The sequence below is a fragment of the Kitasatospora sp. NPDC054795 genome (assembly GCF_053611565.1).
Genome location: NZ_JBSHAP010000032.1, coordinates 40,624 through 62,945, shown reverse-complemented (window position 1 = coordinate 62,945; position 22,322 = coordinate 40,624). Strand labels below are relative to the sequence as shown.

The following is a 22,322-nucleotide window of genomic DNA, read 5'->3' as shown; positions in this document are numbered from 1 at the left end:
CCGGGTGAGGGGTGTAGCTGGATACACCCCCGATTCGGTGTGGAGCACCACCGACAGGACCGGGGTCCCGGCGGAAAGCTTGAGGGCATGACGAGCACCGCATCGCACTCCGCCACTGCGCCGAACGGTCGGCCCGGCCCCGGAGGTTCCGGAGCCCCGGAGGGGGCGCTGCCGGCCGGGGCCGGGCCCTGGTCGGTCCGCAGCGCCGGGTCCGGCCGCGGCCGGGCCGCGCTGGAGCTGTACCAGTACGGGGAGTTGACCGATGTCCTGGTCGCCGCCCGGCTCACCCCGCACCTGCTGCGCGGGGCCCGGCACTGCCCGTCCACCGGGCGGAACCGGCACGTGCTGGCCTGGGGCCGGCTGGCGGCCGACGGCGTCGCGCCCGCGGTGGTGTTCACCGGACGGCGGCCGTTCCGCCGGGCACGGTCGACGGCCGAGGTGGCCGTGGTCGCCGACCGGTTCTGGATCGCCTGGGCCGAGGGCCCGTTCGACGCAGTGCGGGTCGAGCACGCGGCGGGCGGGACGGCCGAACGGCTGCCGCTGGAGCGGGTGCGGAGCGTCGCATGAGCACCGCCGTCCTCTCCGTCCGCCCCGCCTCCTCGTACGCCCCGCCCGCGCGCCTCGGCCGGCTCCCGGTCATGGCCGCGGTCGCGCTGCTGCCCTGGCTGGCGGTCCTCGCCGTCTGCCACGAGACCCCCTGGGTCGTGCTCGACCTCACCGAGTTCGCCGCCCTGCTCTCGCTGGACGCGCTGCTGCGCCGGCGCAGCCCCGCCGCGCTCTGGGCCGGCGCGGCGGTGGCCCTGCTGCTCGCCGGGGACGCCCTGGCCGACATCGCCTGCGCCGGGCCGGGCCTCCCGGTGCTCGCCGCGCTGGTCATGGCCTCCTGCATCGAACTGCCGCTCGCCGTGGTATGCCTGTGGCTCGGCCGGGACGCGGCGCCGCGGACCGCTTAGGACGTCGGCAGCTCGTCCATCAGCGCGCGGGTCTCGTCGTCCAGCGGGGTGTACGTGATCATCCGTGTCCCCAGCTGCGGACTGAGCCAGAAGTTGGTGTACTCGCAGCGCAGCAGCCCGACCCCCGGCACCTGGAACCGCTTGATCCCGTTGCCCGGCCGCATCACGTCGTGCCGCTGCCAGAGCTCCGCGAAGTCCGGCGAGGCCTTGAGCACCCGGGCCACCAGCGCCTTCCAGGCCGGCTCCGAGCTGTGGTCGGCCATCGCCGAGCGGAACCGGGCCACCATGCCGAGGCGCTCGGTGCGGTAGTCGATCAGCACGTCGCGGAACTGCGAGGGCGTGAACGCCATCCACATCAGGTTCCGGTCCTCCGGGGCCAGCCGGCCGAGGTCTCCGACGATCGCGGTGTACTGGGCGTTGTGCGCCAGCACGTCGTAGCGGGAGTTGAGCACCACCGCCGGGTACGGCGCCAGCCGCTCCAGCAGCAGCCGCACGCTCGGGGTCACCGAGGGGCACTCCCGCACCGGCACCGGGTCGTCCGTGCCGGCCAGGGTGAACAGGTGGGCGCGCTCGCTCGGGTCCAGCAGCAGTGCCCGGGCCACCGAGTCCAGCACCTGGGCGGACACTTGGATGTCCCGCCCCTGCTCCAACCACGTGTACCAGGTCACCCCGACCGCGGCGAGCTGCGCGACCTCCTCCCGGCGCAGCCCCGGCGTCCGGCGGCGCCCGGTCATCGGCAGGCCCACCTGCTCGGGCGTCAGGCGCTCGCGGCGGCTGCGCAGGAACGCGGCCAGCTCGTGCCGGCGGGCTTCGTCGGGAGTGGCCGGGCGCGGACCGGCCGAACCGGTGCGGGCTTGCGCGGGAGGTGTGGCGAGGCTCATGCTCCCCAGCATGCGACAGCCGTCAGCCTGTTGCCAGGTACTTCTTATACCCGGATAACCACACTCTGGTACCAGGGTACGACTCGGCGGATCGTAGGACCCGTGACCCGACAACTCGCCGCCGCCCCCGCATCGAGCCGCACCGCCGCCACCCCCGCCGCCGCGGCCGCCCGTACCTCCGCCCCGGGACCGGCCGGCCCCGCCACCGCTCCCACCGGCCCCGCCGCCACCCTCGGCACCGCCGGGCTGGTCACCGTCCTGCTCGGCGCCTTCCTGCCGATGCTCGACTTCTTCATCGTCAACGTCGCCCTGCCCACCATCGACCACGACCTGGCCGCCGGGCCCGCCGTCCTCGAACTGGTCGCCGCCGGCTACGGCATCGCCTTCGCCGTGCTGCTCGTCCTCGGCGGACGCCTCGGCGACAACTACGGTCGCCGCCGGCTCTTCGTCGTCGGCGCCGTCGCCTTCGCCGTCACCTCACTGGCCTGCGGCCTCGCCCCCGGCGCGTGGTCCCTGGTCGCCGCCCGGGCCGCCCAGGGCGCCTCGGCCGCACTGCTGATCCCGCAGGTCCTCGGCACCATCACCGCCGCCACCGAGGGCGCCCGGCGCGGCCGCGCGCTCAGCGTCTACGGCGCGGTCGGCGGGATCTCGGTGGTGATCGGGCAGGTGCTCGGCGGCATGCTGGTCGCCGCCGACCTGTTCGGCACCGGCTGGCGCTCGGTGTTCCTGCTGAACGTGCCGTTCGCGCTGCTCGCCGTGGTGCTCGCGGTCCGCTACGTCCCGGAGAACAGGGCCGCCACGGCCGCCCGGGTCGACGTCCCCGGCACCGTGCTGCTCACCGCCACGCTGCTCTCCCTGCTCATCCCGCTGATGGAGGGCCGTGCCGCCGGCTGGCCGCTCTGGTCCTGGGTGCTGTTGGCCCTGTTCCCCGTCCTCGCCGTCGCCTTCGGTACCGTCGAACGCCGCGCCGAGCGGCGCGGGGACACCCCGCTGGTGCCGCCGTCCCTGCTGCGCATCCCGGAGATGCGACGCGGCCTCGGCATCGCGCTCCCCTACTTCGCGGGCTTCGGCGGCTTCATGTTCGTCATCGCGGTCGCCCTCCAGCAGGGTCTCGGGCTCGGCCCGGTCGCGGCCGGCTGGGCGCTCGTCCCGATGGCCGTCGGCTACTTCTGCGCCTCGCTGGCCGGCCCGCGGCTGATCGGCCGCTGGGGCAGCAGGGTGCTCAGCGCCGGCGCCGTCGTCCAGGCCACCGGCCTCGCCACCCTCGCCCTGACCGTCCTGGCCGACTGGTCGCACTTCTCCCCGCTGCGGATGGCCCCGGGCGTCGCCCTCGCCGGCATCGGGCAGGGCCTGATCGGCACCCCGCTGTTCCGGGTCGTCCTCTCCAAGGTGCCCGCCGCCCGGGCCGGCGTCGGCAGCGGTGTCCTCGCCACCGGGCAGCAGTCCAGCCTCGCCCTCGGCGTCGCCACCCTCGGCACCCTCTACCTCTCCCTCTCCCCCGTCCTCGGCATGGACCGCGCCCTCGCCCTGTGCCTGGGCATCCAGCTCCTCGGCTCCTTCACCATCCTCCACCTGACCACCCGTCTCCCCCGCTCCATCGGCTGAACCCCGGCCTGCGGGGCCGCCGGCGCTCCCGGGGCCGGTCTCAGCCCCGGAGTGCGTCGAGCCAGCGGCCGAACAGGGTGCGGACGGCCTCGGCGGCCTCGACCTGGGGGTTGTGGCCGACACCGTCGAGGACGGCGGCGGCCATCCGCGGGTAGTGGTCGAGCAGGGCGAGCTGATCGCGCCAGCCGACCAGGGCGTCCTGGCGGGTGGTGACCAGCAGGTGGTGGCCGCGGTGCTGCGGAGCCCGGTGCTCGGGCCGGTGCGGCAGCAGGAAGTCGGCTTCGAGCTCGGCGGCGGCCGCCCGGTCGTGCGCCTCCCAGCCCGGCCGGACGTACCGCGCGAAGAGCTCCCAACTCGCCTCGGTGTGACGGGCCATGACGCACCGGAACAGCTCGCGGTCGGCGGCCGGGAGGCGGGCGAGGAGCTCGTCGTCGCGTTCGACCACGGACTCCTCGGGCAGGGCGCGGTCGGCACCCCAGCGCACCACCGGCACCAGCAGCGCCGAGCCCAGCACCTGTTCGCCGAACCGCGCGGTCACCGCCCGGGCCAGCTGGCCGCCGAAGGACTGCCCGACCACGGCGAAGGGCTGTCGGCCGACCTGCTCCTCGATCCACCCGGAGACGGCCTCGGCCAGGACGCCCGCCGAGGCCCGGCCCGGCAGTCGGGGGCTGGCGCCGTGGCCGGGGAGGTCGAGGTAGAGGCGGCGCCAGCCGGGACGGTCGGCGAAGGCGGGTTCGAGCGGGAGCAGCACGCGGTGGTCGACGGTGTAGCCGTGGATCAGGACGATCGGGGTGCCGTCACCGAAGGCGGTGTGGTGGATCGCGGAGGTCGTGTCGGTCATGGCAGCAGCGTCCAACTGTGACACCGGTGGCAAGGTCAAGCGGCGATGTCCGGTCAGCCGGTCAGGAGAGGCGCTTGACCACGTCCAGGTACTCCCGGATGGCGTCCCGGTTGCGCGTCAGGCACAGGATCCGGCGGGTCATCCGGTCGGTCTCGGACGCCAGGGTTTCGAGCATCTCCGGTGTGGCGTCGGCGAAGTGGATCGTCCGCGGGGTGTCCAGGCAGGGCAGGATCTGCTTGATGATCCGGGTCGGCAGCCCCGCGTCCAGCAGCCCGCGGATCTGCAGCACCCGCTCCACGAGGTACTCGTCGTACGCGCGGTAGCCGTTCGCCTCCCGGCGCGGCGTGATCAGCCCCTGCTGCTCGTAGTAGCGCAGCAGCCGCGGAGTGGTCTCCGCCCGCCGGGCGAGTTCACCGATGCGCATGTGTGACCACCCTCACCCCGGGCCGCTTCCGTCCCGGCTGGACCTTGACACGAATGTCAACGATAGACGATCGGGCCCATGCCCACTCCTGAGCTCCGAACCCCCGAACGGCCGGCGGCCCCCGCGCCGAGGCTGCCCTGGCCCGCGCTGCTGGCCATGAGCACCGGCGGTTTCGTCACGATCATGACCGAGGCCCTGCCCGCCGGAGTGCTGCCCGCGATGAGCGCCGACCTCGGCGTCGGCCAGTCCGCCGCAGGGCAGTCCGTCACGCTCTACGCGGTCGGCTCCATCGCGGCCGCCGTCCCACTGACCGCCGTCACCGGACGACTGCCGCGCAAGCGGCTGCTGCTGCTCGCCGTCGGCGGCTTCGCCGCGGCCAACGCGGTCACCGCCGTCTCGCCGAGCTACCCGCTCACCATGGCCGCCCGGTTCGCGGCCGGCCTGGTCGCCGGGCTGCTCTGGGCGCTGCTGGCCGGGTACGCCCGGGGCATCGTCGCACCGGAGCAGCGCGGACGGGCGATGGCCGTCGCCATGACCGGCTCGACGGTCGCCCTGTCGGTGGGCGTGCCCGCCGGCACCCTGCTCGCCGATCTGGTGGGCTGGCGGGCCACCTTCGGGCTGATGAGCGTCACAGCCGCGGCGCTGACCGGCTGGATGCTGCTCGTGCTCCCGCCGCTGCCCGGCCGGGCCGACCAGGCCCGCGTCCCCGTCCGGCGGGTGCTGCGGACGCCGGGCGTGGCCGCCGTCCTGACCGTCACGGCGACCTTCGTCCTCGCCCACAACGTCCTCTACACGTACGTCGCCGCGCTGCTCGCACCGCTGGGGCTCGACGGCCGGACGGACACCGTCCTGCTCGTCATCGGACTGTCCTCGCTGGTGAGCATCCTCGGCACCGGCGTCCTGATCGACCGGTACCTGCGCCCCCTGACCGTCGCCGCCTCCGTCCTCCTCGCCCTCGCGGCCCTGCTCCTCGCCGCCGCCCTGCTCGGCCCGACCGCCTGGCCCGCCTACGCCGCCGCCGCGCTGTGGGGCCTCGGCTTCGGCGGCGTCGCCACCCTCCTCCAGACCGCCGTCGCCGACGCGGCCGGCCCGGCCGGGGACATCGCCCAATCGCTGCTCGTCACCTGCTGGAACCTCGGCATCGCCGCCGGCGGCCTGGCCGGCGGCCTCCTCCTCGACCACGTCGGCCCGACCGCGCTGCCCTGGTCCGCCCTTGCCCTCCTGGCCGCTTCCCTGGCCGCCACCCTCGGCGGCCGGCGGCACGGCTTCCCGGCACGGCGCGGCGACCGCTCTTCCGCGTGAACCCGCCGCACGTTCCTCGCGGGCGCCGCACGGCCCGCCGTACCGCGGGGCGCATGAACGACGACATCGGGAGGAAGAAGTCCGCTGATCCACCCGGGCTCCTGGACGATCCTCCGACTCCCGTTCCCGGCGCCCACTCTCCCCTCTCCCGGCCCTGCGCTACCGCCCCCGGAGCCGCCCGCCGGGTTCGGGCTGCCGCCCGGTGCCCAGGGCGGCGACGAAGCGGTCCAGTCGGGAGGTGGCCCGCCGCAGGAGGTCGATCGAGCCCAGGGGGTCGTCCGGCAGCTCCAGGCCGTGGTCGGCGGCGGGCAGTTCGAGGACCTCGTGCCCGGTCGATTCCGCCGTCCGGCGGTCCCACATCCGGTCGGCGCCGCCACCGACGAGGAGGGTCGGGGCCGTGGCCCGGCGAAGGGCGCGGGCGACGGGGCCGGAGGTCAGGACGGGGGTCAGCCAGGCCGCCGGGAGGTTCCGGTCGGCGGCGAGGCCGGCGGCGAAGGAGGCCAGGGACTTGCCGACGAGGAGGCGGCAGGCGCCGCCCTCGGCGTCGACGGCCCCGGCGACCTCCCGCTCGACCCGGGCGATCCGCTCCTCCGGCGCGAACTCGGCGAACTTGTCCGGGAGTTGCCACCACAGCTCCTGGACCGTCCAGCCGTGCCGGAGGAGCGCCGCGCGGGCGAAGTGGAGGAGCGGCCTGGCGGGCGTGTACCCGACCCCGGGGACGACGAGCGCGACCCGGTCGGGGTCGCCGTCGAAGCGGGTGGGGACGGCGAGCGGGTCTCGGGCGGACATGGCCGCAGACTACGTGGCCGAAACGACGTGACGCACTGTCAACCCCGACCATCGTCAGGGGCACCGCTTGACTTTCGGGTCGGGTGGAAAGGGCTGTTCGGCTTCTACCGTCCGGACCATGACGTACACGGACAGGAATTCGAGGAAGACCGGCGCACCGGGGGCCATGCCCGGGCCGGTCCTCGCCGCGGCCGTGCTCTGTGCGGGGGCCGGGGTGGTGGCGTGGCTGGCGCCGCAGCGGGGTGGCGGGGCGGGGCCGGTGCGGGTGGCGGCCGGGTGGTCGGCCGACGGCTACCGGCGGGTGGCCGAGGCCGTCGGCGAGGCTCCGCGCGCGGTGGCCTCGCTGGCGGAGCCGGCCACCGAGGCCGGGCTGCTGGTACTGGGGCTGCTGCTGGCGTTCTGCTGGTGGACGGCCCGGGCCCGGCGGGCCGCCGGGGCGGTCGCGGGGGTGGCCCTGGTCGGGGTCGGCACGGTGCTCGCGTACGGGGCGAGCGAGGTGCTGAAGGTGCTCCTCGACGAGGAGCGGCCCTGCCGGGCCCTGGTCGGGCTGTCGGGCACGGCGGGCGCCGCGTGTCCGCCGCCGGGCGACTGGTCGTTCCCCAGCAACCACGCCACCCTGGCGGTCGCGCTGGCGACGGGGCTGGTGCTGCTGCGCCCGCGCTGGGCGCCGCTGCTCATACCCGTTGGTGGTGCCACGGCCGCGCTGCGGGTGGCGGCCGGGGTGCACTACCCGCACGACGTGCTCGCCGGTGCCGCACTCGGCGGCACGGTGACGGCGGCCGCGCTCCTCGCCCTGCGGCCGGCGGCCACCACCGCCGTCACGGCCCTGGCCGGGGTGCCGGTCCTCGGCCTGCTGCTGTCGGCACCGGCGCCGGCACCGGGCACGGGCGCGGCGACCTCAGTCCCGGGGGCCGCCCGCGCAGGTCGCGCCGAGGGTCAGCCCGGCCTCATGGGCGAGGACGGCGGCGGCCGCCCGGTTGGCCACCCCCAGCCGCGCCAGGATGGAGCTCGCATGGGCCTTCACAGTGCCTTCCACCACGCCCAACCGGCGGGCGATCTGACCATTGGACAGCCCGGCGGCGATCAGCGTCAGCACGTCCCGTTCCCGGGCGGTCAGGGCGGCCACCCGGTCCTGGGCGCCGGCACGCCGGTCGGCGGGGCCGCCGGCCCCGGTGGCGGCCAGGTGGGCGACCACCCGGGCGGCCACCTTGGGTGAGAGGTAGGCCGCCCCTCCAGCCACCGCGTGGACCCCGGCGAGCAGCTCCTCGGGCTCGCCGGACTTGATCAGGAAGCCGTTCGCGCCGCCGCTGAGCGCGCGCAGGATGTAGTCGTCCTCACCGAAGGTGGTCAGCATGAGTACTCCGGTGGCCAGGCCGTTCCGGCGGATCTCGGCGGCGGCCGTGATGCCGTCCGTCCCGGGCATCCGGATGTCCAGCACCGCGACGTCGGGCCGGTGGCTCCGGACCAGTTCGACGGCCTCCCGGCCGTCCCCGGCCTCGGCGACGATCTCGATACCCGGGTCGGTGGCGAGCACCGCGCGCAGCCCTGCGCGGATCATGGGCTCGTCGTCGGCGAGCAGCACCCGGATCGGTGCGGTGGTCATCGGTGGCTCCTGTCGGTCGCTCGGGGCGGGGGCGGGGATGGGAGTGGGAGTGGAGACGAAGGGAGGCGGGTGCGGCGGCAGGTCAGGAGACGAGCACGTCGCGCGAGACCAGGCGGGAGTCCTGGAAACAGAGCCGGTAGGCGTCGCCGGCCCGGTCCACGAACAGCTGGGAGGTGATGGCGTAGTGCACGCACGAGACTCCTTCCCCGGACGGCAGTGCGGGCGTCGACGGCCCACTCGGCGGACGGTACGGCAGCCGGTGGCCCGGCAGCAGACGCTCGACCGAGGCCTGGTCCTGCCCCACCTGGAGGGAGGCGAAGACCTCCGGCTCCAGCACCGACAGGCTGACCACGTAGAACGTCCATACTCGCAGCGCCACGGTCAGCAGCACGGCCGTCGCCAGCGGGACGAGCACCACCGCGGCCAGGGTGCGGCCCACCCTGCGCCGGGCCTGCCGCAGTTCGCGCACCGGCGACGGCGGGACGGCGGGCACCGGCGGGACGGGCCCGGCGGGACGGCGCGGCAGGTCGGCCACGACCTCGAACCCGCCGTCCGGGCGGGGCCCGTGGGCGAAGGTGCCGCCCGCGAGCCGAACGCGCTCGGTCAGCCCGACCAGGCCGCGGCCACCGGTGGGCGTTGCGCCGCGCGGGGTTGACGCGGGCGCCGGCGACACCGCCCCGGGGGCGGCCGGCACGGGCGACGCGGGCGTGAGCGCGGGCACGGACGGCACAGGCACGGGCGGCGCGGGCACGGACGGCGCGGGCGCGAGCGGCGCGGGCACGGGCGCGGGGCCGTTGGCCACCCGGAGGCGGGCGCCGTCGGCCGAGTACGCCACCTCCACGGTGACGGCCGCTCGGGGTGCGTGCTTGGCGGCGTTGGTCAACGCCTCCTGGACCACCCGGTACGCGGCGTGCTCGGTAGCGCGTGGGAGCCCGTCCGACCGGCCGGTGATCTCGGAGCGGACGTCCAGGCCGGCGGCGGCCGCGTCGGCAACGAGGTGCGGGATGTCCGAGTCGGCCGGCCCGTGGGCCGCGGCGGGCCCGGCGTCGTTCTCGTCCCCGTCCCGCAGGATGCCGATCACCTCGCCGAGCCGGTCGACGGCGGCGGCCGCGCCCGAGCGGATCTCCTGGACGGCCTCCCGGTGGGGCGGGGCCAGGCCGGGGGCGAGCTTGAGCGCCCCGGCGCGCAGGGCGATCAAGCTGAGGTCGTGCCCGAGGGCGTCGTGCATGTCCTGGGCGATCCGGGCCCGCTCGCGCAGTCGGGCCTGCTCGGCGACCAGTTGCTGCTCGCGCTCCAGCCGCTCGGCGCGCTCCCAGCCGGCGCGCACGAGCTCCTGCGACTGCCGCCAGAACCGGCCCAGCAGCCACGGGCCCATCCCAGTGCTCACGGCGAGCGCCACGAACCGCAGGCCCAGCACGATCCAGGAGGGCACCGATCCGATTACCAGCACCCCGGCCGCCACCAGGACGGCGAACACCACCGCCGCCGGCCGTACCCGCTCCGTCCGCAACCCGGCCAGAAAGGAGAACCCGATCGCCGGCAGCGCCCACCAGAGGCTCGTGACACCGAGCCCGATGCACACCGACGCGACCACGGGCAGCACCGCCCCACTCATCCGCATGCCCACGACCCTACGAGGGCCGCCGCCCCGGCGGATCTGTCGAAAGTCATGCCCGAGGATCCGGGTACGATCACCCGACATGCCCGATACGTGCGCACGCCCGTGCAGTACGACGGGACAACGGGTTGGACGCACTCGAACCGGGGGAAGGACGACGACATGGGTCTCGTCATGGTGTTCCTGCTCGCGCTCGCCGGCACCATCGTCGGCGCCACGGTCTTCCTGGTGCTCCGGGATCGCGCCCGGCGGCACCAGGCCGACGGCGCCGAGGGCCTGCTGATCGAGCGGCAGCGGACGGCGCAGGCCTCGCGAATGCGGGCGACGTACTCCAGCCTGTCCGTCCACGGGGGAAACGGCGTGATCGGCGACGAGGGGAACCACCGCCGTTCCTGACCGCGCACGGGCCGACCGCGCACGGGCCGACCGCGCACCGGCTCGGCGGGCGCCTCAGCGGCACAGGGCGGCGTCGACGACGTCTTCGAGGTGCCGGGTGACGGCGTAGTCGGTCGGCACGGTGGTCACCGCGATGTGCACGGCCCGCCCGTCGTCGGTGACGCCACCCCGGGTCTCGTAGCCAGGTATGTCGCCGCCGTGCCCCCAGTAGACCCCGCCGCAGGACAGCGGCCGGCTGAAGAGGCCCAGCCCGGAGCCCATGCCGCTGTCCCCGACCGGGACGGTGGTGCGCATCTGGGCGAGCTGAGCGGCGGGCAGCAGGCGGTCCGGGACCAGCAGTTCGGTGAAGAAGCGGTCGAGGTCCGCGTTGGTGGAGATCATCTGCCCGGCCGCCCAGCCCGCCGACGGGTCCAGCTCGGTGAAGTCGGTCAGCGGCCCGTCGGCGGATTCCTTGCGGTACCCCTTGGGGTGGGCTTCCCGGATGGTCCGGTCGCCGGCGGCCGGGAAGTAGGTGTGCCGCAGCCCGATGCGCCGGACGATCCGCCGGTCGATCTCCTCGGCGAGCGGCCGGCCGGTCACCCGCTGGACGATCAGGCCGGCCAGCACGTAGTTGGTGCTGCTGTAGCCGAACTTCTCCCCGGGCGCGGAGACGCGCTTCTGCCCGAGGGCGAGGTCCAGCAGCTCCCGGGGCTCGAAGTACCGGTGGCGGAGGGAGGCTTCGTCCAGCAGCCCCTCGTAGTCGGGCAGGCCGCTGGTGTGCTGGAGGAGCTGCCGGACGGTGATGCCGCGTCCGTCCCCGCCCTCGCCGCGGACCAGGCCGGGGAGGTAGGTGTCGACGAAGGCGTCGAGGTCGACCTTCCCCTCCCCCACCAGCTGGAGCACGGCGACGGCGGTGAAGGTCTTGGTGTTGCTGCCGATCCGCACCTGCCCGTCGACGGGGACCTTCGCGCCGGCGGCCAGGTCCCCCACCCCTGCCGTGTAGCCGCGGGTCCGGCCCCGCCCGTCCCGGACGGTCGCGAGCGCGGCGGGCACCCCGTCCGTCCGCACCAGCGCGTTCAGGCCCTGCTGCACGACGTCCGGCGGGGCCGCGGCGGACGCGGCCGACGCCGCGGACGGTGTCAGCGCCCCGACGGCCGCGGCGGTCGAGAGGGTGAGGGCGAGTGCCATGTGGCGGACACGCGAACGACGCACGGGTCAACTCCTGTGGGATCGTGGGGATCGGGAACAGCTCCCGGTCACGATCGCCAGTCTGGCCACGCGGCGGACGGCCGGCCTCCCCCGATCGAGGGAGCACCTCCGCCGGCGTCACGGCCGGCCGGGTCCCCGCAGCGGCAGCGTCCGGCTGTAGACGACGCTCGTGGTGGTGCTGCCGAAGCCGGCCAGCTCGTCCACCAGGGTTTCCAGGTGTTCCATGGACGTCGCCGCCACCTTCAGGGTGTAGCAGTCGTCGCCGGTGGTGCGCAGGCACTCCAGGATCTCCCGCCGCTCGTCGAGCAGCCGCCGCAGCGGCTCGTGCCGGTTGCCCGGGTACTTCAGCCGGACGACGGCGAGCACCGGGTAGCCGACCTTCGCCAGGTCCACCGTCGCGCGGTAGCCGGTGATGACGCCCAGCGACTCCAGGTTCCGCACCCGTTCCGTGGTCGCCGACGCGCTCAGCGACACCCGCCGTCCCAGCTCGCTGAGCGAGATGCGCGCCTCCCGCTGCAGCTGCTCGATGATCGCCCAGTCGGTGTCGTCAAGATTCACGGCCATGACGCGAATCTACCGGGAGAACCACGGCGATCCGCCGGTCACAGCGGGAGAACCCCGTTCCGTCCACCATGATCGCGGGGATAGCCTCGAAGCATGCAACTTGGCGTCAACGTACCGAACTTCGGCCCGGGAACCGACCCCGGCGTGCTGCGCGAGTGGGCCCGGACCGCGGAGGGCCTCGGCTTCGACCTCCTCATGGTGTCGGACCACGTGGCGGTCACCCCGGACGTCGCCGAGCGGTACCCGGAACCGTTCTACGAGCCCTTCACCACGCTGTCCTGGCTCGCCGGAGTCGCCCCGAACCTGCGGCTGGGCACGACCGTGCTCATCCTGCCCTACCGGAACCCGCTGCTGGTGGCGCGGATGACAGACACTCTCGACCGGCTCAGCGGCGGCCGGTTCGTCCTCGGCGTGGGAGTCGGCTGGGCCCGCCGGGAGTTCGCCGCCCTCGGTGTGCCGTTCGGCGAGCGCGGCAGACTGACCGACGAGTACCTGAGCACCCTGCGCGACGCCCGGGCCGAGGAGCCCGACCGCCGGCCGGTACCGGTCTGGGTCGGCGGCCACAGCGAGGCCGCGCTCCGGCGGGCACGCCGGTTCGGCGACGCCTGGCACCCGCTGCGGCTGCCCCTCGCCCGGATGCGGTCGGTCCTGGCCGAGCACCCGATGCCGGGGTTCGCGCCCCGCATCGCCCTGCGGCCGACCAGCACGCCGGTCGACGACCCCGAGCGGCCTGCCGGCGTCGGCACCGTCGACCAGATCCTCGACGACCTCCGCCACCTGCGCGATCTCGGCGCGGAGACCGTCGTCCTCGACCCCTACCACGGCGCCCCGGAGGAAACCCGTCGGCCGCAGCGGGCCTGGCAGGACCTCACCACCGTGGCCACCCGGTGGAGGGCCGTGTGATCACCGACGCCGACCGGGCCCTGCTGCGCCGCGCCCTCGCCATCGCCGCCCACGCGATCACCCTGGGCGACGCCCCGTACGGCTCCCTGCTCGCCGGCCCGGACGGCGGGATCCTCGCCGAGGCCCACAACACCGTACGGCGCGACGACGACATCACGGCCCACCCCGAACTGAAGCTCGCCCGCTGGGCGGCCCGCGAACTGGCCCCCGACACCGCCGCGCGCACCACGATGTACACCAGCTGCCAGCCCTGCGGCATGTGCGAAGGCGGCATCCTCCGCTCCGGCATCGGCCGGGTCGTGTACGCGCTCTCCACGGAGCAACTCGTCGAGCTCAACCCCGACTCGGGCGCCTGGACACCGGTACCGACGGACGGCCCGGCCCTGCCCGACGAGGCCCGGGCCCCGATCACGGCCTACTACGGCCCGCGCTGAGCCCCGGCCGCGCCGGAGCCCCGGGCGCTGAGCCCGAGTGGCCCGGGCCCTGGACGAAGAGCAGCAGGAGCCGGCCGCCGGCCGAGAGCACGGCTCCGTTCAGCGCCGTAGGGCGACGCGGACGTGCACCCCGACAAGCCCGGCCCGGACCGCCTTTCCGGCGCCCGCCCCGTCCTGGGGAAAAGCAGTTGGTCCGACCGCGTCACGAGTTCGACAATCGCCGGATGACCGATGACCAGAGCGCGGTCCAGCGGCGCCGCGCGGCCCGCATGACCTGCAAGCGCTTCCTCTCCGGCGACCGCGTCCTCAGCATCCGCGAGCGCCTCGCCCAACTCTCCGCCCTGGACGGCCTGGACGTCCCCCACGACTTCTACGGCAGCGACGGGCCCGTACGGAAGCTGGAGGAACGGACCGCCGCACTGCTCGGGAAGGAGGACGCGGTCTTCTTCCCCACCGGGACGATGGCCCAGCAGGTGGCCCTGCGCCACCACGCCGAGCGCACCGGCAACGCGGCGGTGGCCCTGCACCCGCTCAGCCACATCGAGCGGCACGAGCGGCACGCCTACACCCAGCTCACCGGCCTGCGCGGCCTCTGGCCCACCACCGAGCAGCGGCAGCCGACGCCCGGCGAACTCGGCGCGCTGGGCGAGCCGTTCGGCACCCTGACGGTCGAACTCCCGCTGCGCGACCCCGGCTACCTCCTCCCCACCTGGGACGAGCTGACCGCCCTGGTCGGGGCGGCCCGCGAGGCCGGCGCCCGGGTGCATTTCGACGGCGCCCGGCTCTGGAACACCACGGTCCACTTCGGCAAGCGGCTCGACGAGATCGCCGCCCTCGCCGACAGCGTCTACGTCTCCTACTACAAGGACCTCGGCGGGATCAGCGGGGCCGCTCTCGCCGGCGACAAGGCCCTCACCTCCTACGCCCGCACCTGGCGCCACCGCTACGGCGGCCAGCTCTCCCAGCAGTGGCCGGCCGCCATCGCCGCCCTCCACGGCCTGGACACCGCGCTGCCCCGCATCCCCGGCCTGATCCGCCACGCCGCGTCCACCCTCACCCCGGCCCTGGCCGCGCTCCCCGGCGCCCGCCTGCATCCCGAGGTGCCGCCCACCCACGAGTACCAACTCTGGCTCCCGCACCCGGCCGAGGCCCTGAACGCCGCCCACCTGGCTCTGGCCGAGCAGGAGGGCGTCTGGTTCGTCCCTCACTGGGAGGACGCCGCCCCCGGCCTCGCCGTGGCCGAGGTCAGCCTCGGCGAGCCGGCGCAGGCGTGGACGGCGGAGCAGGTGACGGAGGTCGGGCTGCGCTTCCTGGAGCTGGCGGCCAGGGGCTGACGGCGGAGATCCCGCGAGGAACGCCGCAGTCAAACGGTTCGCGGCCACCACCCCTTTGTGTCAGACTGACGATATGAGCGAGATGCACGTGGGGGACCTGGCCGCCGTCCGCAGCCGCGAGGAGCTGACCGCGCTGATGGCCGACGGGCTGCGGCCGAAGTGGGTGATGTTCTGGGGGCACACCGAGCGCAAGGGCGGTGGCACCCGCCAGGAGTGCCTGAGCCAGTGGTGGCCCGGCGAGTTCACCGTCGACAGGCTCACCTACACCTCCGCCGAGCACTGGATGATGGCCGGCAAGGCCCGGATGTTCGGTGACGAGGAGATCGCGCGGCGGGTGCTCGCGGCCCGGACCCCCGCCGAGGCGAAGAAGCTGGGGCGGCTGGTCAAGGACTTCGACGACGAGGTCTGGGCGGCCGGCCGGTTCGAGCTGGTGGTGGCGGGCAACGTCGCGAAGTTCGGACAGGACGAGGCGCTGCGCGATTACCTCCTGGGCACGGGCGACCGGGTGCTGGTCGAGGCCAGCCCGCTGGACCGGATCTGGGGCATCGGACTCGCCGCCGACGACATCCGGGCCCAACAGCCCGCCGAGTGGCGCGGGTTGAACCTGCTCGGCTTCGCCCTGATGGAGGCGCGGGCACGGTTGGCCGCATGAGCGCGATCGCTCCGCTGCTGGACGGGACGGTGGTGGCCTCGGCCGCCGCCGCCCTGCTCCTGGCGCCGGTGGTGTTGCGGCGGAAGGCCCGGCCCGCACGACGGGAAGGAACGTACGGGCCGGAGCCGCTGCTGGCGGCCGTCGTCGCGCTGATCTACCTCAACCAGGTGCTCGTCGCGGTCTACGTGAACCGGGTGCACCACGGGGACGTCTCCTTCATCGCCCGCCACCTGCCGCCCGGCTGGTTCGACGTGCCCCGCCTGGACTTCCTCGCCGCCCGCTTCCCGGCCCCGGAGCTCCTGGCGCCGTCGGTGCTCCGGGTGCAGGCGTTCCTCGAACTGCCGCTGGTACTGCTGGCGTTCGTCGCCGTCGTCCGGCGGCTGGACCGCGCGCTGTACGTCCGGTTGGCCCGCTCGCCGTTGATCCCGCTCGCCGCCGTCTCGTACACGGTGGCGTTCTGCGCGGTGGAGTGGGACCTGCGGAACCCGTACACCGCGGACGACCTCGTCCTGCGGGTGCTCGCGGCCTGCCTCACACCGCCGCTGATCGCCCGGCTGGCCCGACGCGAACCCGAAGCGGACGCCGAGCCCGCCCGCGGCCCGTTCCGCTTCGCGCTCGACCTGTGGGCGTACGGCCAGCTGATGCTGGTGCTGTACGACACCGCGCTGCTCTACAACCTCGCCCGGCTCGGGGGCCATCTCCCGTCCGCCGCGGCCGCGTTGGCGGTGCTCGTCGCCACCCGTACCCTTCCGCGCCGGATTCCGCGCGGGCGGCCCGGCCCGTACACCGCCGCACTCTCCGGGACGGTCGGCCGGGCACTGGCGCTGTTCCTCGTCCCCGCCCTGTCGATCCGCTACGCGCAGTCCTTCGGCACGCCCGAACTCTCCGCCCTGGCCGGGCTCCTGGTGATCGGGGCGGCGGTCCGCCGGGACGCGCTGCGCCTCCTGCCGCCCGCTCTCGTGGGCGCGCTGGTCGGTTACGCCGTCGCGGCGCTCGCTCCCGGCCCGTACTACGAGGCGACTCTCCTCCGGAGCGCGACCGGCGCACTTCTCGCAACGACCGCCGTCTGCGCGCTCCTTGACACCACTCGGACACGACTGGTCGTGCACTCTTAACTCCCACGCCACATACTGACGCCAGGATGTCACACAGTCAGGGTGCAGATGGACAGGTTGGGGCGATCATGCGCATGCGGCCGACGGCACAATCCGCAGGCCAGCGGCCGGAAGGCGAGCAGCAGGCCGAGGAACTCCGCGCGGAACTGGACGAGTTACTCCGTGCGAGCCGCTACGCGAGCCAACGTGAACGGCGCCTGAACGAGGCGATACGGGCCACCCCGGGCCGCCAGCGGCCGGACGGGGAGCTGCTGCGCCAGCTCGACCAGGCCCGCACGCTCCGCGAAGGCCTGGGCGCCCGCTGCCTCCAACTCAGCGACCAGCTGGAGGCGTTGGAGAGCCGAATCAGACAGCGGCAGCAGCCACCACCGCCGCCACCGCAGCATCAACAGGCCCCGGCTCAGCAGCCACCGCGACAGCAGCAGCCACCTCAGCAGCAGCCGGCGCCCGCCCGGCCCGACCTCGGCGCTCTCACCGAGCGGATCACCGCCCTTCACCGGGCCGGCTCCCTCGCCGAGGCCACCGGGGTGATAGACGCGGCCGCCGCCCGCCTCACCCCCTCCGACGCCGCGCTGCTGGTCGGCATGCTGGCCCGGTACGGTCCGACCGGCGGCTCGCTCCTCCTCGCCCGCAGCATCGCCCGGTCCGCACCCGACCATTCCGTCACCGTGCTCGCCGAGCTGCGCGAACTGGGCCTGGCGGAGGAGGCGGCCGAGGTGTTCCACGCCTTCTGGGGCTACCCGGCCGCCTCCGTCCCCGGCCTGCTCTCCGCGCTGGACCGGGCCGGGCTGGCCGCCGACAGCGCGACGCTGCTCTGGGAGTGGGGGTCCGCGCCGATGCCCGAGCTGACCTCCCTGGCCGCCTGCCTCCAGCAGCACGGCCGGTCCGCCGACGTCAGGACCCTGCTGCGCCAGGCCGCGGGCCGCTCCACCGCCGACCTCGCCGACCTCGCGACCGGGCTGCCGCCGGCGCTCGCCGCCCTCCTGCTGGGCGAACTGGCCGTCCTGCGCCCGCCCGTCGAGGTGGTCCGGCTGGCCGCCGCCCTGGACGGCGCCGGCAGTTCCGGGCTCTACGCGCAGCTGCTGGCCGCGCTGCTCGCCGACGAGGCCCGCCACCGCACCACGCTCGCGGCTCTGCGCACCGCCGGCCTCCCGACCCGCCCGCCCACGGCCCCGCGCTCGCGCTGGGGACGGCGGTAGCGGCGGCCGCACGGGGAACGGCCGCGGGACGGACCGGGGACGGCCAGGGACTGCACTCGGTCCCCGACCGCGGCCCGACCGCGGCCCGACCCCCGGACGGCAAGGAGCCCTCGTCCGCCCCACCAGGGCGGACGAGGGCTCCCGGGCCGTGCCGGACGGAGGCCGCTAGCAGCCGATCAGCCGCGCGCCCAGGTACGCCTTGACCTGGTCCAGCGAGACGCGCTCCTGCGACATGGTGTCGCGGTCGCGGACGGTCACCGCGTTGTCCTCAAGGGTGTCGAAGTCGACGGTGACGCAGAACGGCGTGCCGATCTCGTCCTGGCGGCGGTAGCGCTTGCCGATGGCGCCGGCGTCGTCGAACTCGACGTTCCACGCGGTGCGCAGGTCGGCGGCCAGGCCGCGGGCCTTCGGGGACAGCTCGGCGTTGCGCGACAGCGGCAGGACGGCGACCTTGACCGGGGCCAGGCGCGGGTCGAGCCGCATGCCGACGCGCTTCTCCATGACGCCCTTGGCGTTCGGCGCCTCGTCCTCGAAGTAGGCGTCGATCAGGAAGGCCAGCATGGCGCGGTTGAGGCCGGCCGCCGGCTCGATGACGTACGGGAAGTACCGCTCGCCGGACTCCTGGTCGAAGTACTTCAGGTCCTGGCCGGAGGCCTCGCTGTGCACCCGCAGGTCGTAGTCGGTGCGGTTGGCGACGCCCTCGAGCTCGGAGAACTCGCTGCCACCGAAGTTGAAGCGGTACTCGATGTCCACCGTGCGCTTGGCGTAGTGGGAGAGCTTCTCCTTCGGGTGCTCGAAGAAGCGCATGTTCTCGGTGCGCAGGCCGAGGCCGACGTACCAGTCCCAGCGCTGCTGGAGCCAGTACTCGTGCCACTGCTCGTCCTCGCCCGGCTTGACGAAGAACTCCATCTCCATCTGCTCGAACTCGCGGGTCCGGAAGATGAAGTTGCCGGGGGTGATCTCGTTGCGGAAGCTCTTGCCCGTCTGGGCGATGCCGAACGGCGGCTTCTTGCGCGAAGTGGTCTGGACGGCCTTGAAGTTGGTGAAGATGCCCTGGGCGGTCTCCGGGCGCAGGAACGCCAGGCCGCTCGCCTCCTCGGTGACACCGAGGTGGGTCTTCAGCATGCCCGAGAAGTCCTTGGGCTCGGTGAACTGGCCCTTGGTGCCGCAGTCGGGGCAGTTGACGTCCTGGAGACCGTTCGGCGGCGGGAAGCCGTGCTTGGCCTCGTACTTCTCCTCCAGGTGGTCGGCCCGGTGGCGCTTGTGGCAGGAGAGGCACTCGGTCAGCGGGTCGTTGAAGGTGGCGACGTGGCCGGAGGCCTCCCACACCTCGCGGGCGAGGATCACCGACGAGTCGAGTCCGACGACGTCCTCACGGGCCTGGACCATCGCGCGCCACCACTGGCGCTTGATGTTCTCCTTGAGCTCGACACCCAGCGGCCCGTAGTCCCAGGCGGCACGCGTGCCGCCGTAGATCTCGCTGCAGGGGTAGACGAAGCCACGGCGCTTGCTCAGGCTGACGATCGTGTCGATCTTGTCGGCGGCCACAGTGCTCTCTTCAGTACGTACGGCACGGTCAGGGCACGGCTGGTTGCGCGTACCCGAATACCTCAGGTTACCGGCCATACGGGTACGTGATTCAAATCGGTATCGTCCGGCCGCCCCCACCCTCCGTCACCTTCCGTTCACCCGTCCAAGTGATTTGACAATCATTTCCATGTGAGATGAGAATGATTGTCATGATGATCGGACTGCCTCGACTCGGACTGTCTCGCCGGACCCGCCGCGCCATGGCCCTCGGCGCCACCGCCCTCGCCGCCTCCCTCGTCCTCACCGCCTGCGGGGGCAGCAGCAGCGCCGACAGCGGCTCGGGCAAGCTGAAGGTCGTCGCCTCCTTCTACCCGATGGAGTACCTGGCCCAGCAGATCGGCAAGGAGCACGTCGCGGTCACCGACCTGACCGCCGCCGGCGTCGAGCCGCACGAGCTGGAGCTCACCGCCAAGCAGGTCGGCACGGTCCAGAAGGCCGACGCGATCATCTACCTCAAGGGCCTCCAGCCCACCGTCGACCAGGCCGTCGCGCAGTCGTCCAGCAAGCACAAGATCGACGCCACCGCCGCCAGCCCGCTGGTCGACCACCACCTCGACGAGGGCACCGGGGACGCCGACCACGGCGGCGACGGCCACGGGGCCGACGGCCACAAGCACGAGGACCCGGCCGGCGACCCGCACATCTGGCTCGACCCGACCCGCTACGCGGCGATCGCCAAGAGCGTCGGCGACGAGTTCGCCAAGGCCGACCCGGCCCACGCCGAGGACTACCGGAAGAACACCGACGAGCTGGTCACCAGGCTCACCGCGCTCGACCAGGAGTTCCGGGACGGGCTGAAGGACGCCAAGACCCGGACCTTCGTCACCAGCCACGCCGCGTTCGGCTACCTCGCCGACCGCTACGGCCTCACCCAGGTCGCCATCAACGGCGTCGACCCGGAGTCCGAGCCCACCCCGGCCCGCCTCGCCGCGGTACAGAAGGCCGCCAAGGACAACGGCGTCTCCACCGTCTTCTTCGAGACCCTGGTCAGCCCCAAGCTCGCCGAGACCGTCGCCAAGGACCTCGGCCTTCGGACCGCCGTCCTGGATCCGCTGGAGGGTGTCAAGGACCCGTCCAAGGACGACTACCTGACCGTGATGAAGCAGAACCTGGCCAACCTCCGGGACGCCCTCGGCGCCCCGACCGGGACCGCCCCGGCCGGCACCGCCCCGGCCGGCACCGCCGGGACCGACGCCGCCACCCCCGCCCCCGCGAACTGACGGGACCGAGCACCATGACCGACCCGATACCCCCGGCCGTCCGCCTCCGTGACGCCGTCGCCTCGCGCGGCGGCCGGCCGGTGCTGCGCGGCGTCGACCTCACCGTCCGGCCCGGAGAGGTCGTCGCCCTGCTGGGCGCCAACGGCTCCGGCAAGTCGACCACCGTCAAGGCCGTGATCGGCTCCGTCCCGCTGGAGCACGGCACCCTGGAGCTGTTCGGCACCCCGTTCCGCTCCTTCCGCGCCTGGCACCGGATCGGGTACGTCCCGCAGCGCACCACCGCCGCCTCCGGCGTCCCCGCCACCGTGCGCGAGGTGGTCTCCACCGGACGGCTGCCGCAGCACCGGCTGCTGCCCTTCCGCCGCAAGGACCGCGAGGCGGTGGACCGCGCGCTGGCCGCCGTCGGCATGCTGGAGCGGGCCTCGGACGGCGTGGCCGACCTGTCCGGCGGCCAGCAGCAGCGGGTGCTGATCGCCCGTGCCCTGGTCGGCTCCCCCGACCTGCTGATCATGGACGAGCCGATGGCCGGCGTCGACGCCGCCAGCCAGCAGGTGCTCGCCGACACCCTGCGCACCGAGGTCGGCCGCGGCGCCTCCGTCCTCCTCGTGCTGCACGAACTCGGACCGCTGGAACCGCTGATCGACCGCGCCGTGGTGCTGCGGGACGGCTGCGTCGCCCACGACGGCCCGCCCGTGCCCAACACCGGCCTGCACGCTCTGCCCGGCCACGACCACGTCCACCCGCACGCCGACCTGACCCCGCCGAGGCTGCTCGCATGACCGAGATGCTGTCCTACGACTTCATGCAGCGGGCCCTGCTCGCCGCCGTCCTGGTCGGGATCACCGCGCCGGCCGTCGGCATCTACCTGGTGCAGCGCCGCCAGGCCCTGATGGGCGACGGCATGGGCCACGTCGCGATGACCGGCGTCGGCCTCGGCTTCATCTTCCAGACCAGCCCGGTCTGGATGGCCGTGCTGGTCTGCGTGCTCGGCGCCGTCACCATGGAGCTGGTCCGCTCGCGCGGCAACCAGCGCGGCGACATCGCCCTCGCGATGCTCTTCTACGGCGGCATGGCCTGCGGCAAGCTGCTGGTCTCGATGTCCGCCCAGGCCGGGGCCGGCTCGCTGGAGAGCTACCTGTGGGGCTCGATCCTCACCGTCGCCCCCGCGGACCTGGCCACCATCGCGGTGCTCGGCGCGGTGGTCATCGCGGTCACCGTCGGCCTGCGCCGCCAGCTCTTCGCGATCTGCCAGGACGAGGACTTCGCCCGGGTCACCGGCGTGCCCGTGCGCACCCTCAACCTGCTGCTCGCGGTGATGGCCGCGGTCACCGTCACGGTCGCCATGCGGGTGGTCGGGCTGCTGCTGGTCAGCGCGCTGATGGTGGTCCCGGTGGTCGCCGCCCAGCAGCTCACCCGCTCCTTCGCCGCCACCCAGGCCGCCTCGATCGCGCTCGGCGTGGTCGTCTCGCTGGCCGGCGTCACCGGCTCCTACCACCTCGACGTGCCCTCCGGCCCGGCCATCGTGCTGCTCGCCATCGCGGTCTTCGCGGTGTTCAGCCTGCTCGCCGCGCCCCTGGCCCGGCGGCGCCACCGCGGCGCGGGCGAGAACGGACCGAAGGTGTGCGACGTCGAACTGCCGGGGCAGGCCGTCTCCGGGCCGTCCGGCACGACCACCCCTGAGCGGCGGGCCGGGCTGGCACAATGATGTGCG

General features: G+C 74.2%; 23 protein-coding genes and 1 pseudogene. 15 read left to right on the top strand and 9 right to left on the bottom strand.

Annotated features, from left to right (window positions below):
* Positions 1-87: 87 nt before the first annotated feature.
* Positions 88-567, top strand: coding sequence for a hypothetical protein (locus ACWGJO_RS14415; RefSeq protein WP_387693787.1), 480 nt, complete (start codon positions 88-90; stop codon positions 565-567).
* Positions 564-953 (top strand): hypothetical protein, encoded by a 390-nt coding sequence (locus ACWGJO_RS14410; RefSeq protein ID WP_452183710.1) that lies wholly within the window; start codon positions 564-566, stop codon positions 951-953. The genes ACWGJO_RS14415 and ACWGJO_RS14410 overlap by 4 nt, the downstream gene beginning before the upstream one ends.
* On the opposite strand, the gene ACWGJO_RS14405 is transcribed toward ACWGJO_RS14410, so the two are convergent.
* On the bottom strand, positions 950-1,834 hold the full coding sequence (locus ACWGJO_RS14405; protein WP_452183708.1) for a helix-turn-helix transcriptional regulator: 885 nt from the start codon (positions 1,832-1,834) through the stop codon (positions 950-952). The genes ACWGJO_RS14410 and ACWGJO_RS14405 overlap by 4 nt on opposite strands.
* Before the next feature lie 102 nt (positions 1,835-1,936).
* Here ACWGJO_RS14405 and ACWGJO_RS14400 point away from each other — a divergent pair, with 102 nt between their 5' ends.
* Positions 1,937-3,439: an MFS transporter gene (locus ACWGJO_RS14400; RefSeq protein WP_452183706.1), complete on the top strand. Its 1,503-nt coding sequence runs from the start codon at positions 1,937-1,939 to the stop codon at positions 3,437-3,439.
* A 40-nt stretch (positions 3,440-3,479) separates the two neighbouring features.
* Here ACWGJO_RS14400 and ACWGJO_RS14395 read toward each other — a convergent pair whose 3' ends face one another.
* Both ACWGJO_RS14395 and ACWGJO_RS14390 read right to left on the bottom strand, forming a co-directional pair.
* The gene (locus ACWGJO_RS14395; protein ID WP_452183704.1) at positions 3,480-4,280 is read right to left on the bottom strand and encodes an alpha/beta fold hydrolase; all 801 of its coding nucleotides are present in this window, start codon (positions 4,278-4,280) and stop codon (positions 3,480-3,482) included.
* Between the two features lie 61 nt (positions 4,281-4,341).
* Positions 4,342-4,704 (bottom strand): MerR family transcriptional regulator, encoded by a 363-nt coding sequence (locus ACWGJO_RS14390; protein ID WP_452183702.1) that lies wholly within the window; start codon positions 4,702-4,704, stop codon positions 4,342-4,344.
* Positions 4,705-4,782: 78 nt separating this feature from the next.
* On the opposite strand from ACWGJO_RS14390, the gene ACWGJO_RS14385 reads away from it, so the two are divergent.
* Positions 4,783-6,006, top strand: coding sequence for an MFS transporter (locus tag ACWGJO_RS14385; protein WP_452183700.1), 1,224 nt, complete (start codon positions 4,783-4,785; stop codon positions 6,004-6,006).
* 159 nt (positions 6,007-6,165) lie between these two features.
* On the opposite strand, the gene ACWGJO_RS14380 is transcribed toward ACWGJO_RS14385, so the two are convergent.
* Entirely contained in the window at positions 6,166-6,795 is a 630-nt protein-coding gene (locus ACWGJO_RS14380; protein WP_452183698.1) for an alpha/beta hydrolase, read from the bottom strand.
* 118 nt (positions 6,796-6,913) lie between these two features.
* Between ACWGJO_RS14380 and ACWGJO_RS14375 the strand changes: the two are divergent.
* Positions 6,914-7,525, top strand: a pseudogene (locus ACWGJO_RS14375) (phosphatase PAP2 family protein); the annotation flags it as partial.
* 168 nt (positions 7,526-7,693) lie between these two features.
* Here ACWGJO_RS14375 and ACWGJO_RS14370 read toward each other — a convergent pair.
* Both ACWGJO_RS14370 and ACWGJO_RS14365 read right to left on the bottom strand, forming a co-directional pair.
* On the bottom strand, positions 7,694-8,398 hold the full coding sequence (locus ACWGJO_RS14370) for a response regulator (protein WP_452183696.1): 705 nt from the start codon (positions 8,396-8,398) through the stop codon (positions 7,694-7,696).
* Between the two features lie 82 nt (positions 8,399-8,480).
* On the bottom strand, positions 8,481-10,019 hold the full coding sequence (locus ACWGJO_RS14365; RefSeq protein ID WP_452183694.1) for a sensor histidine kinase: 1,539 nt from the start codon (positions 10,017-10,019) through the stop codon (positions 8,481-8,483).
* A 159-nt stretch (positions 10,020-10,178) separates the two neighbouring features.
* Here ACWGJO_RS14365 and ACWGJO_RS14360 point away from each other — a divergent pair, with 159 nt between their 5' ends.
* Complete coding sequence (locus tag ACWGJO_RS14360) at positions 10,179-10,412, top strand: hypothetical protein (protein ID WP_452183692.1); 234 nt, start codon at positions 10,179-10,181, stop codon at positions 10,410-10,412.
* Positions 10,413-10,466: 54 nt separating this feature from the next.
* Here the strand turns inward: ACWGJO_RS14360 and ACWGJO_RS14355 are convergent, their stop codons facing one another.
* Entirely contained in the window at positions 10,467-11,579 is a 1,113-nt protein-coding gene (locus tag ACWGJO_RS14355) for a serine hydrolase domain-containing protein (RefSeq protein WP_452183719.1), read from the bottom strand.
* Positions 11,580-11,717: 138 nt separating this feature from the next.
* Positions 11,718-12,164, bottom strand: a complete 447-nt coding sequence (locus ACWGJO_RS14350) for an Lrp/AsnC family transcriptional regulator (RefSeq protein ID WP_359902968.1) — start codon at positions 12,162-12,164, stop codon at positions 11,718-11,720.
* 93 nt (positions 12,165-12,257) lie between these two features.
* Between ACWGJO_RS14350 and ACWGJO_RS14345 the strand changes: the two genes are divergently transcribed.
* The 6 genes from ACWGJO_RS14345 to ACWGJO_RS14320 all read left to right on the top strand — a co-directional run bounded on the left by ACWGJO_RS14345 (position 12,258) and on the right by ACWGJO_RS14320 (position 17,801).
* Positions 12,258-13,067 carry an LLM class flavin-dependent oxidoreductase gene (locus ACWGJO_RS14345; protein WP_452183690.1) on the top strand — a complete coding sequence of 270 codons (810 nt, stop codon included), beginning with the start codon at positions 12,258-12,260 and terminating at the stop codon, positions 13,065-13,067.
* Positions 13,064-13,501, top strand: coding sequence for a nucleoside deaminase (locus ACWGJO_RS14340; RefSeq protein WP_452183689.1), 438 nt, complete (start codon positions 13,064-13,066; stop codon positions 13,499-13,501). The genes ACWGJO_RS14345 and ACWGJO_RS14340 overlap by 4 nt, the downstream gene beginning before the upstream one ends.
* Positions 13,502-13,725: 224 nt before the next feature.
* Complete coding sequence (locus ACWGJO_RS14335) at positions 13,726-14,835, top strand: threonine aldolase family protein (protein WP_452183687.1); 1,110 nt, start codon at positions 13,726-13,728, stop codon at positions 14,833-14,835.
* Positions 14,836-14,908: 73 nt separating this feature from the next.
* Entirely contained in the window at positions 14,909-15,487 is a 579-nt protein-coding gene (locus tag ACWGJO_RS14330) for an NADAR family protein (protein WP_452183685.1), read from the top strand.
* On the top strand, positions 15,484-16,602 hold the full coding sequence (locus ACWGJO_RS14325; protein ID WP_452183683.1) for a hypothetical protein: 1,119 nt from the start codon (positions 15,484-15,486) through the stop codon (positions 16,600-16,602). The genes ACWGJO_RS14330 and ACWGJO_RS14325 overlap by 4 nt, the downstream gene beginning before the upstream one ends.
* Before the next feature lie 68 nt (positions 16,603-16,670).
* A complete protein-coding gene (locus tag ACWGJO_RS14320; RefSeq protein WP_452183681.1) occupies positions 16,671-17,801 on the top strand; it encodes a hypothetical protein in 1,131 nt (376 codons plus the stop codon).
* A 165-nt stretch (positions 17,802-17,966) separates the two neighbouring features.
* On the opposite strand, the gene ACWGJO_RS14315 is transcribed toward ACWGJO_RS14320, so the two are convergent.
* Entirely contained in the window at positions 17,967-19,349 is a 1,383-nt protein-coding gene (locus ACWGJO_RS14315) for a glycine--tRNA ligase (protein WP_359902988.1), read from the bottom strand.
* 191 nt (positions 19,350-19,540) lie between these two features.
* Here ACWGJO_RS14315 and ACWGJO_RS14310 point away from each other — a divergent pair, with 191 nt between their 5' ends.
* The 3 genes from ACWGJO_RS14310 to ACWGJO_RS14300 are packed head-to-tail and all read left to right on the top strand — an operon-like array spanning position 19,541 to position 22,316.
* The gene (locus ACWGJO_RS14310) at positions 19,541-20,611 is read left to right on the top strand and encodes a metal ABC transporter substrate-binding protein (protein ID WP_452183679.1); all 1,071 of its coding nucleotides are present in this window, start codon (positions 19,541-19,543) and stop codon (positions 20,609-20,611) included.
* 14 nt (positions 20,612-20,625) lie between these two features.
* Positions 20,626-21,390, top strand: coding sequence for a metal ABC transporter ATP-binding protein (locus tag ACWGJO_RS14305; RefSeq protein ID WP_380348007.1), 765 nt, complete (start codon positions 20,626-20,628; stop codon positions 21,388-21,390).
* Entirely contained in the window at positions 21,387-22,316 is a 930-nt protein-coding gene (locus tag ACWGJO_RS14300; protein ID WP_452183677.1) for a metal ABC transporter permease, read from the top strand. The genes ACWGJO_RS14305 and ACWGJO_RS14300 overlap by 4 nt, the downstream gene beginning before the upstream one ends.
* Positions 22,317-22,322 lie beyond the last annotated feature (6 nt).

Excerpts from the sequence above, each read along its gene's own strand:
- ACWGJO_RS14350 (WP_359902968.1), bottom strand. The coding sequence starts at position 12,164 with ATGGCCGTGAATCTTGACGACACCGACTGGGCGATCATCGAGCAGCTG.
- ACWGJO_RS14405 (WP_452183708.1), bottom strand. The coding sequence starts at position 1,834 with ATGAGCCTCGCCACACCTCCCGCGCAAGCCCGCACCGGTTCGGCCGGT.
- ACWGJO_RS14325 (WP_452183683.1), top strand. The coding sequence starts at position 15,484 with ATGAGCGCGATCGCTCCGCTGCTGGACGGGACGGTGGTGGCCTCGGCC.
- ACWGJO_RS14390 (WP_452183702.1), bottom strand. The coding sequence starts at position 4,704 with ATGCGCATCGGTGAACTCGCCCGGCGGGCGGAGACCACTCCGCGGCTG.
- ACWGJO_RS14300 (WP_452183677.1), top strand. The coding sequence starts at position 21,387 with ATGACCGAGATGCTGTCCTACGACTTCATGCAGCGGGCCCTGCTCGCC.
- ACWGJO_RS14360 (WP_452183692.1), top strand. The coding sequence starts at position 10,179 with ATGGGTCTCGTCATGGTGTTCCTGCTCGCGCTCGCCGGCACCATCGTC.
- ACWGJO_RS14380 (WP_452183698.1), bottom strand. The coding sequence starts at position 6,795 with ATGTCCGCCCGAGACCCGCTCGCCGTCCCCACCCGCTTCGACGGCGAC.
- ACWGJO_RS14385 (WP_452183700.1), top strand. The coding sequence starts at position 4,783 with ATGCCCACTCCTGAGCTCCGAACCCCCGAACGGCCGGCGGCCCCCGCG.
- ACWGJO_RS14330 (WP_452183685.1), top strand. The coding sequence starts at position 14,909 with ATGAGCGAGATGCACGTGGGGGACCTGGCCGCCGTCCGCAGCCGCGAG.
- ACWGJO_RS14310 (WP_452183679.1), top strand. The coding sequence starts at position 19,541 with ATGATGATCGGACTGCCTCGACTCGGACTGTCTCGCCGGACCCGCCGC.
- ACWGJO_RS14345 (WP_452183690.1), top strand. The coding sequence starts at position 12,258 with ATGCAACTTGGCGTCAACGTACCGAACTTCGGCCCGGGAACCGACCCC.
- ACWGJO_RS14370 (WP_452183696.1), bottom strand. The coding sequence starts at position 8,398 with ATGACCACCGCACCGATCCGGGTGCTGCTCGCCGACGACGAGCCCATG.
- ACWGJO_RS14395 (WP_452183704.1), bottom strand. The coding sequence starts at position 4,280 with ATGACCGACACGACCTCCGCGATCCACCACACCGCCTTCGGTGACGGC.
- ACWGJO_RS14335 (WP_452183687.1), top strand. The coding sequence starts at position 13,726 with ATGACCGATGACCAGAGCGCGGTCCAGCGGCGCCGCGCGGCCCGCATG.
- ACWGJO_RS14320 (WP_452183681.1), top strand. The coding sequence starts at position 16,671 with ATGCGCATGCGGCCGACGGCACAATCCGCAGGCCAGCGGCCGGAAGGC.
- ACWGJO_RS14305 (WP_380348007.1), top strand. The coding sequence starts at position 20,626 with ATGACCGACCCGATACCCCCGGCCGTCCGCCTCCGTGACGCCGTCGCC.
- ACWGJO_RS14415 (WP_387693787.1), top strand. The coding sequence starts at position 88 with ATGACGAGCACCGCATCGCACTCCGCCACTGCGCCGAACGGTCGGCCC.
- ACWGJO_RS14355 (WP_452183719.1), bottom strand. The coding sequence starts at position 11,579 with ATGGCACTCGCCCTCACCCTCTCGACCGCCGCGGCCGTCGGGGCGCTG.
- ACWGJO_RS14410 (WP_452183710.1), top strand. The coding sequence starts at position 564 with ATGAGCACCGCCGTCCTCTCCGTCCGCCCCGCCTCCTCGTACGCCCCG.
- ACWGJO_RS14365 (WP_452183694.1), bottom strand. The coding sequence starts at position 10,019 with ATGCGGATGAGTGGGGCGGTGCTGCCCGTGGTCGCGTCGGTGTGCATC.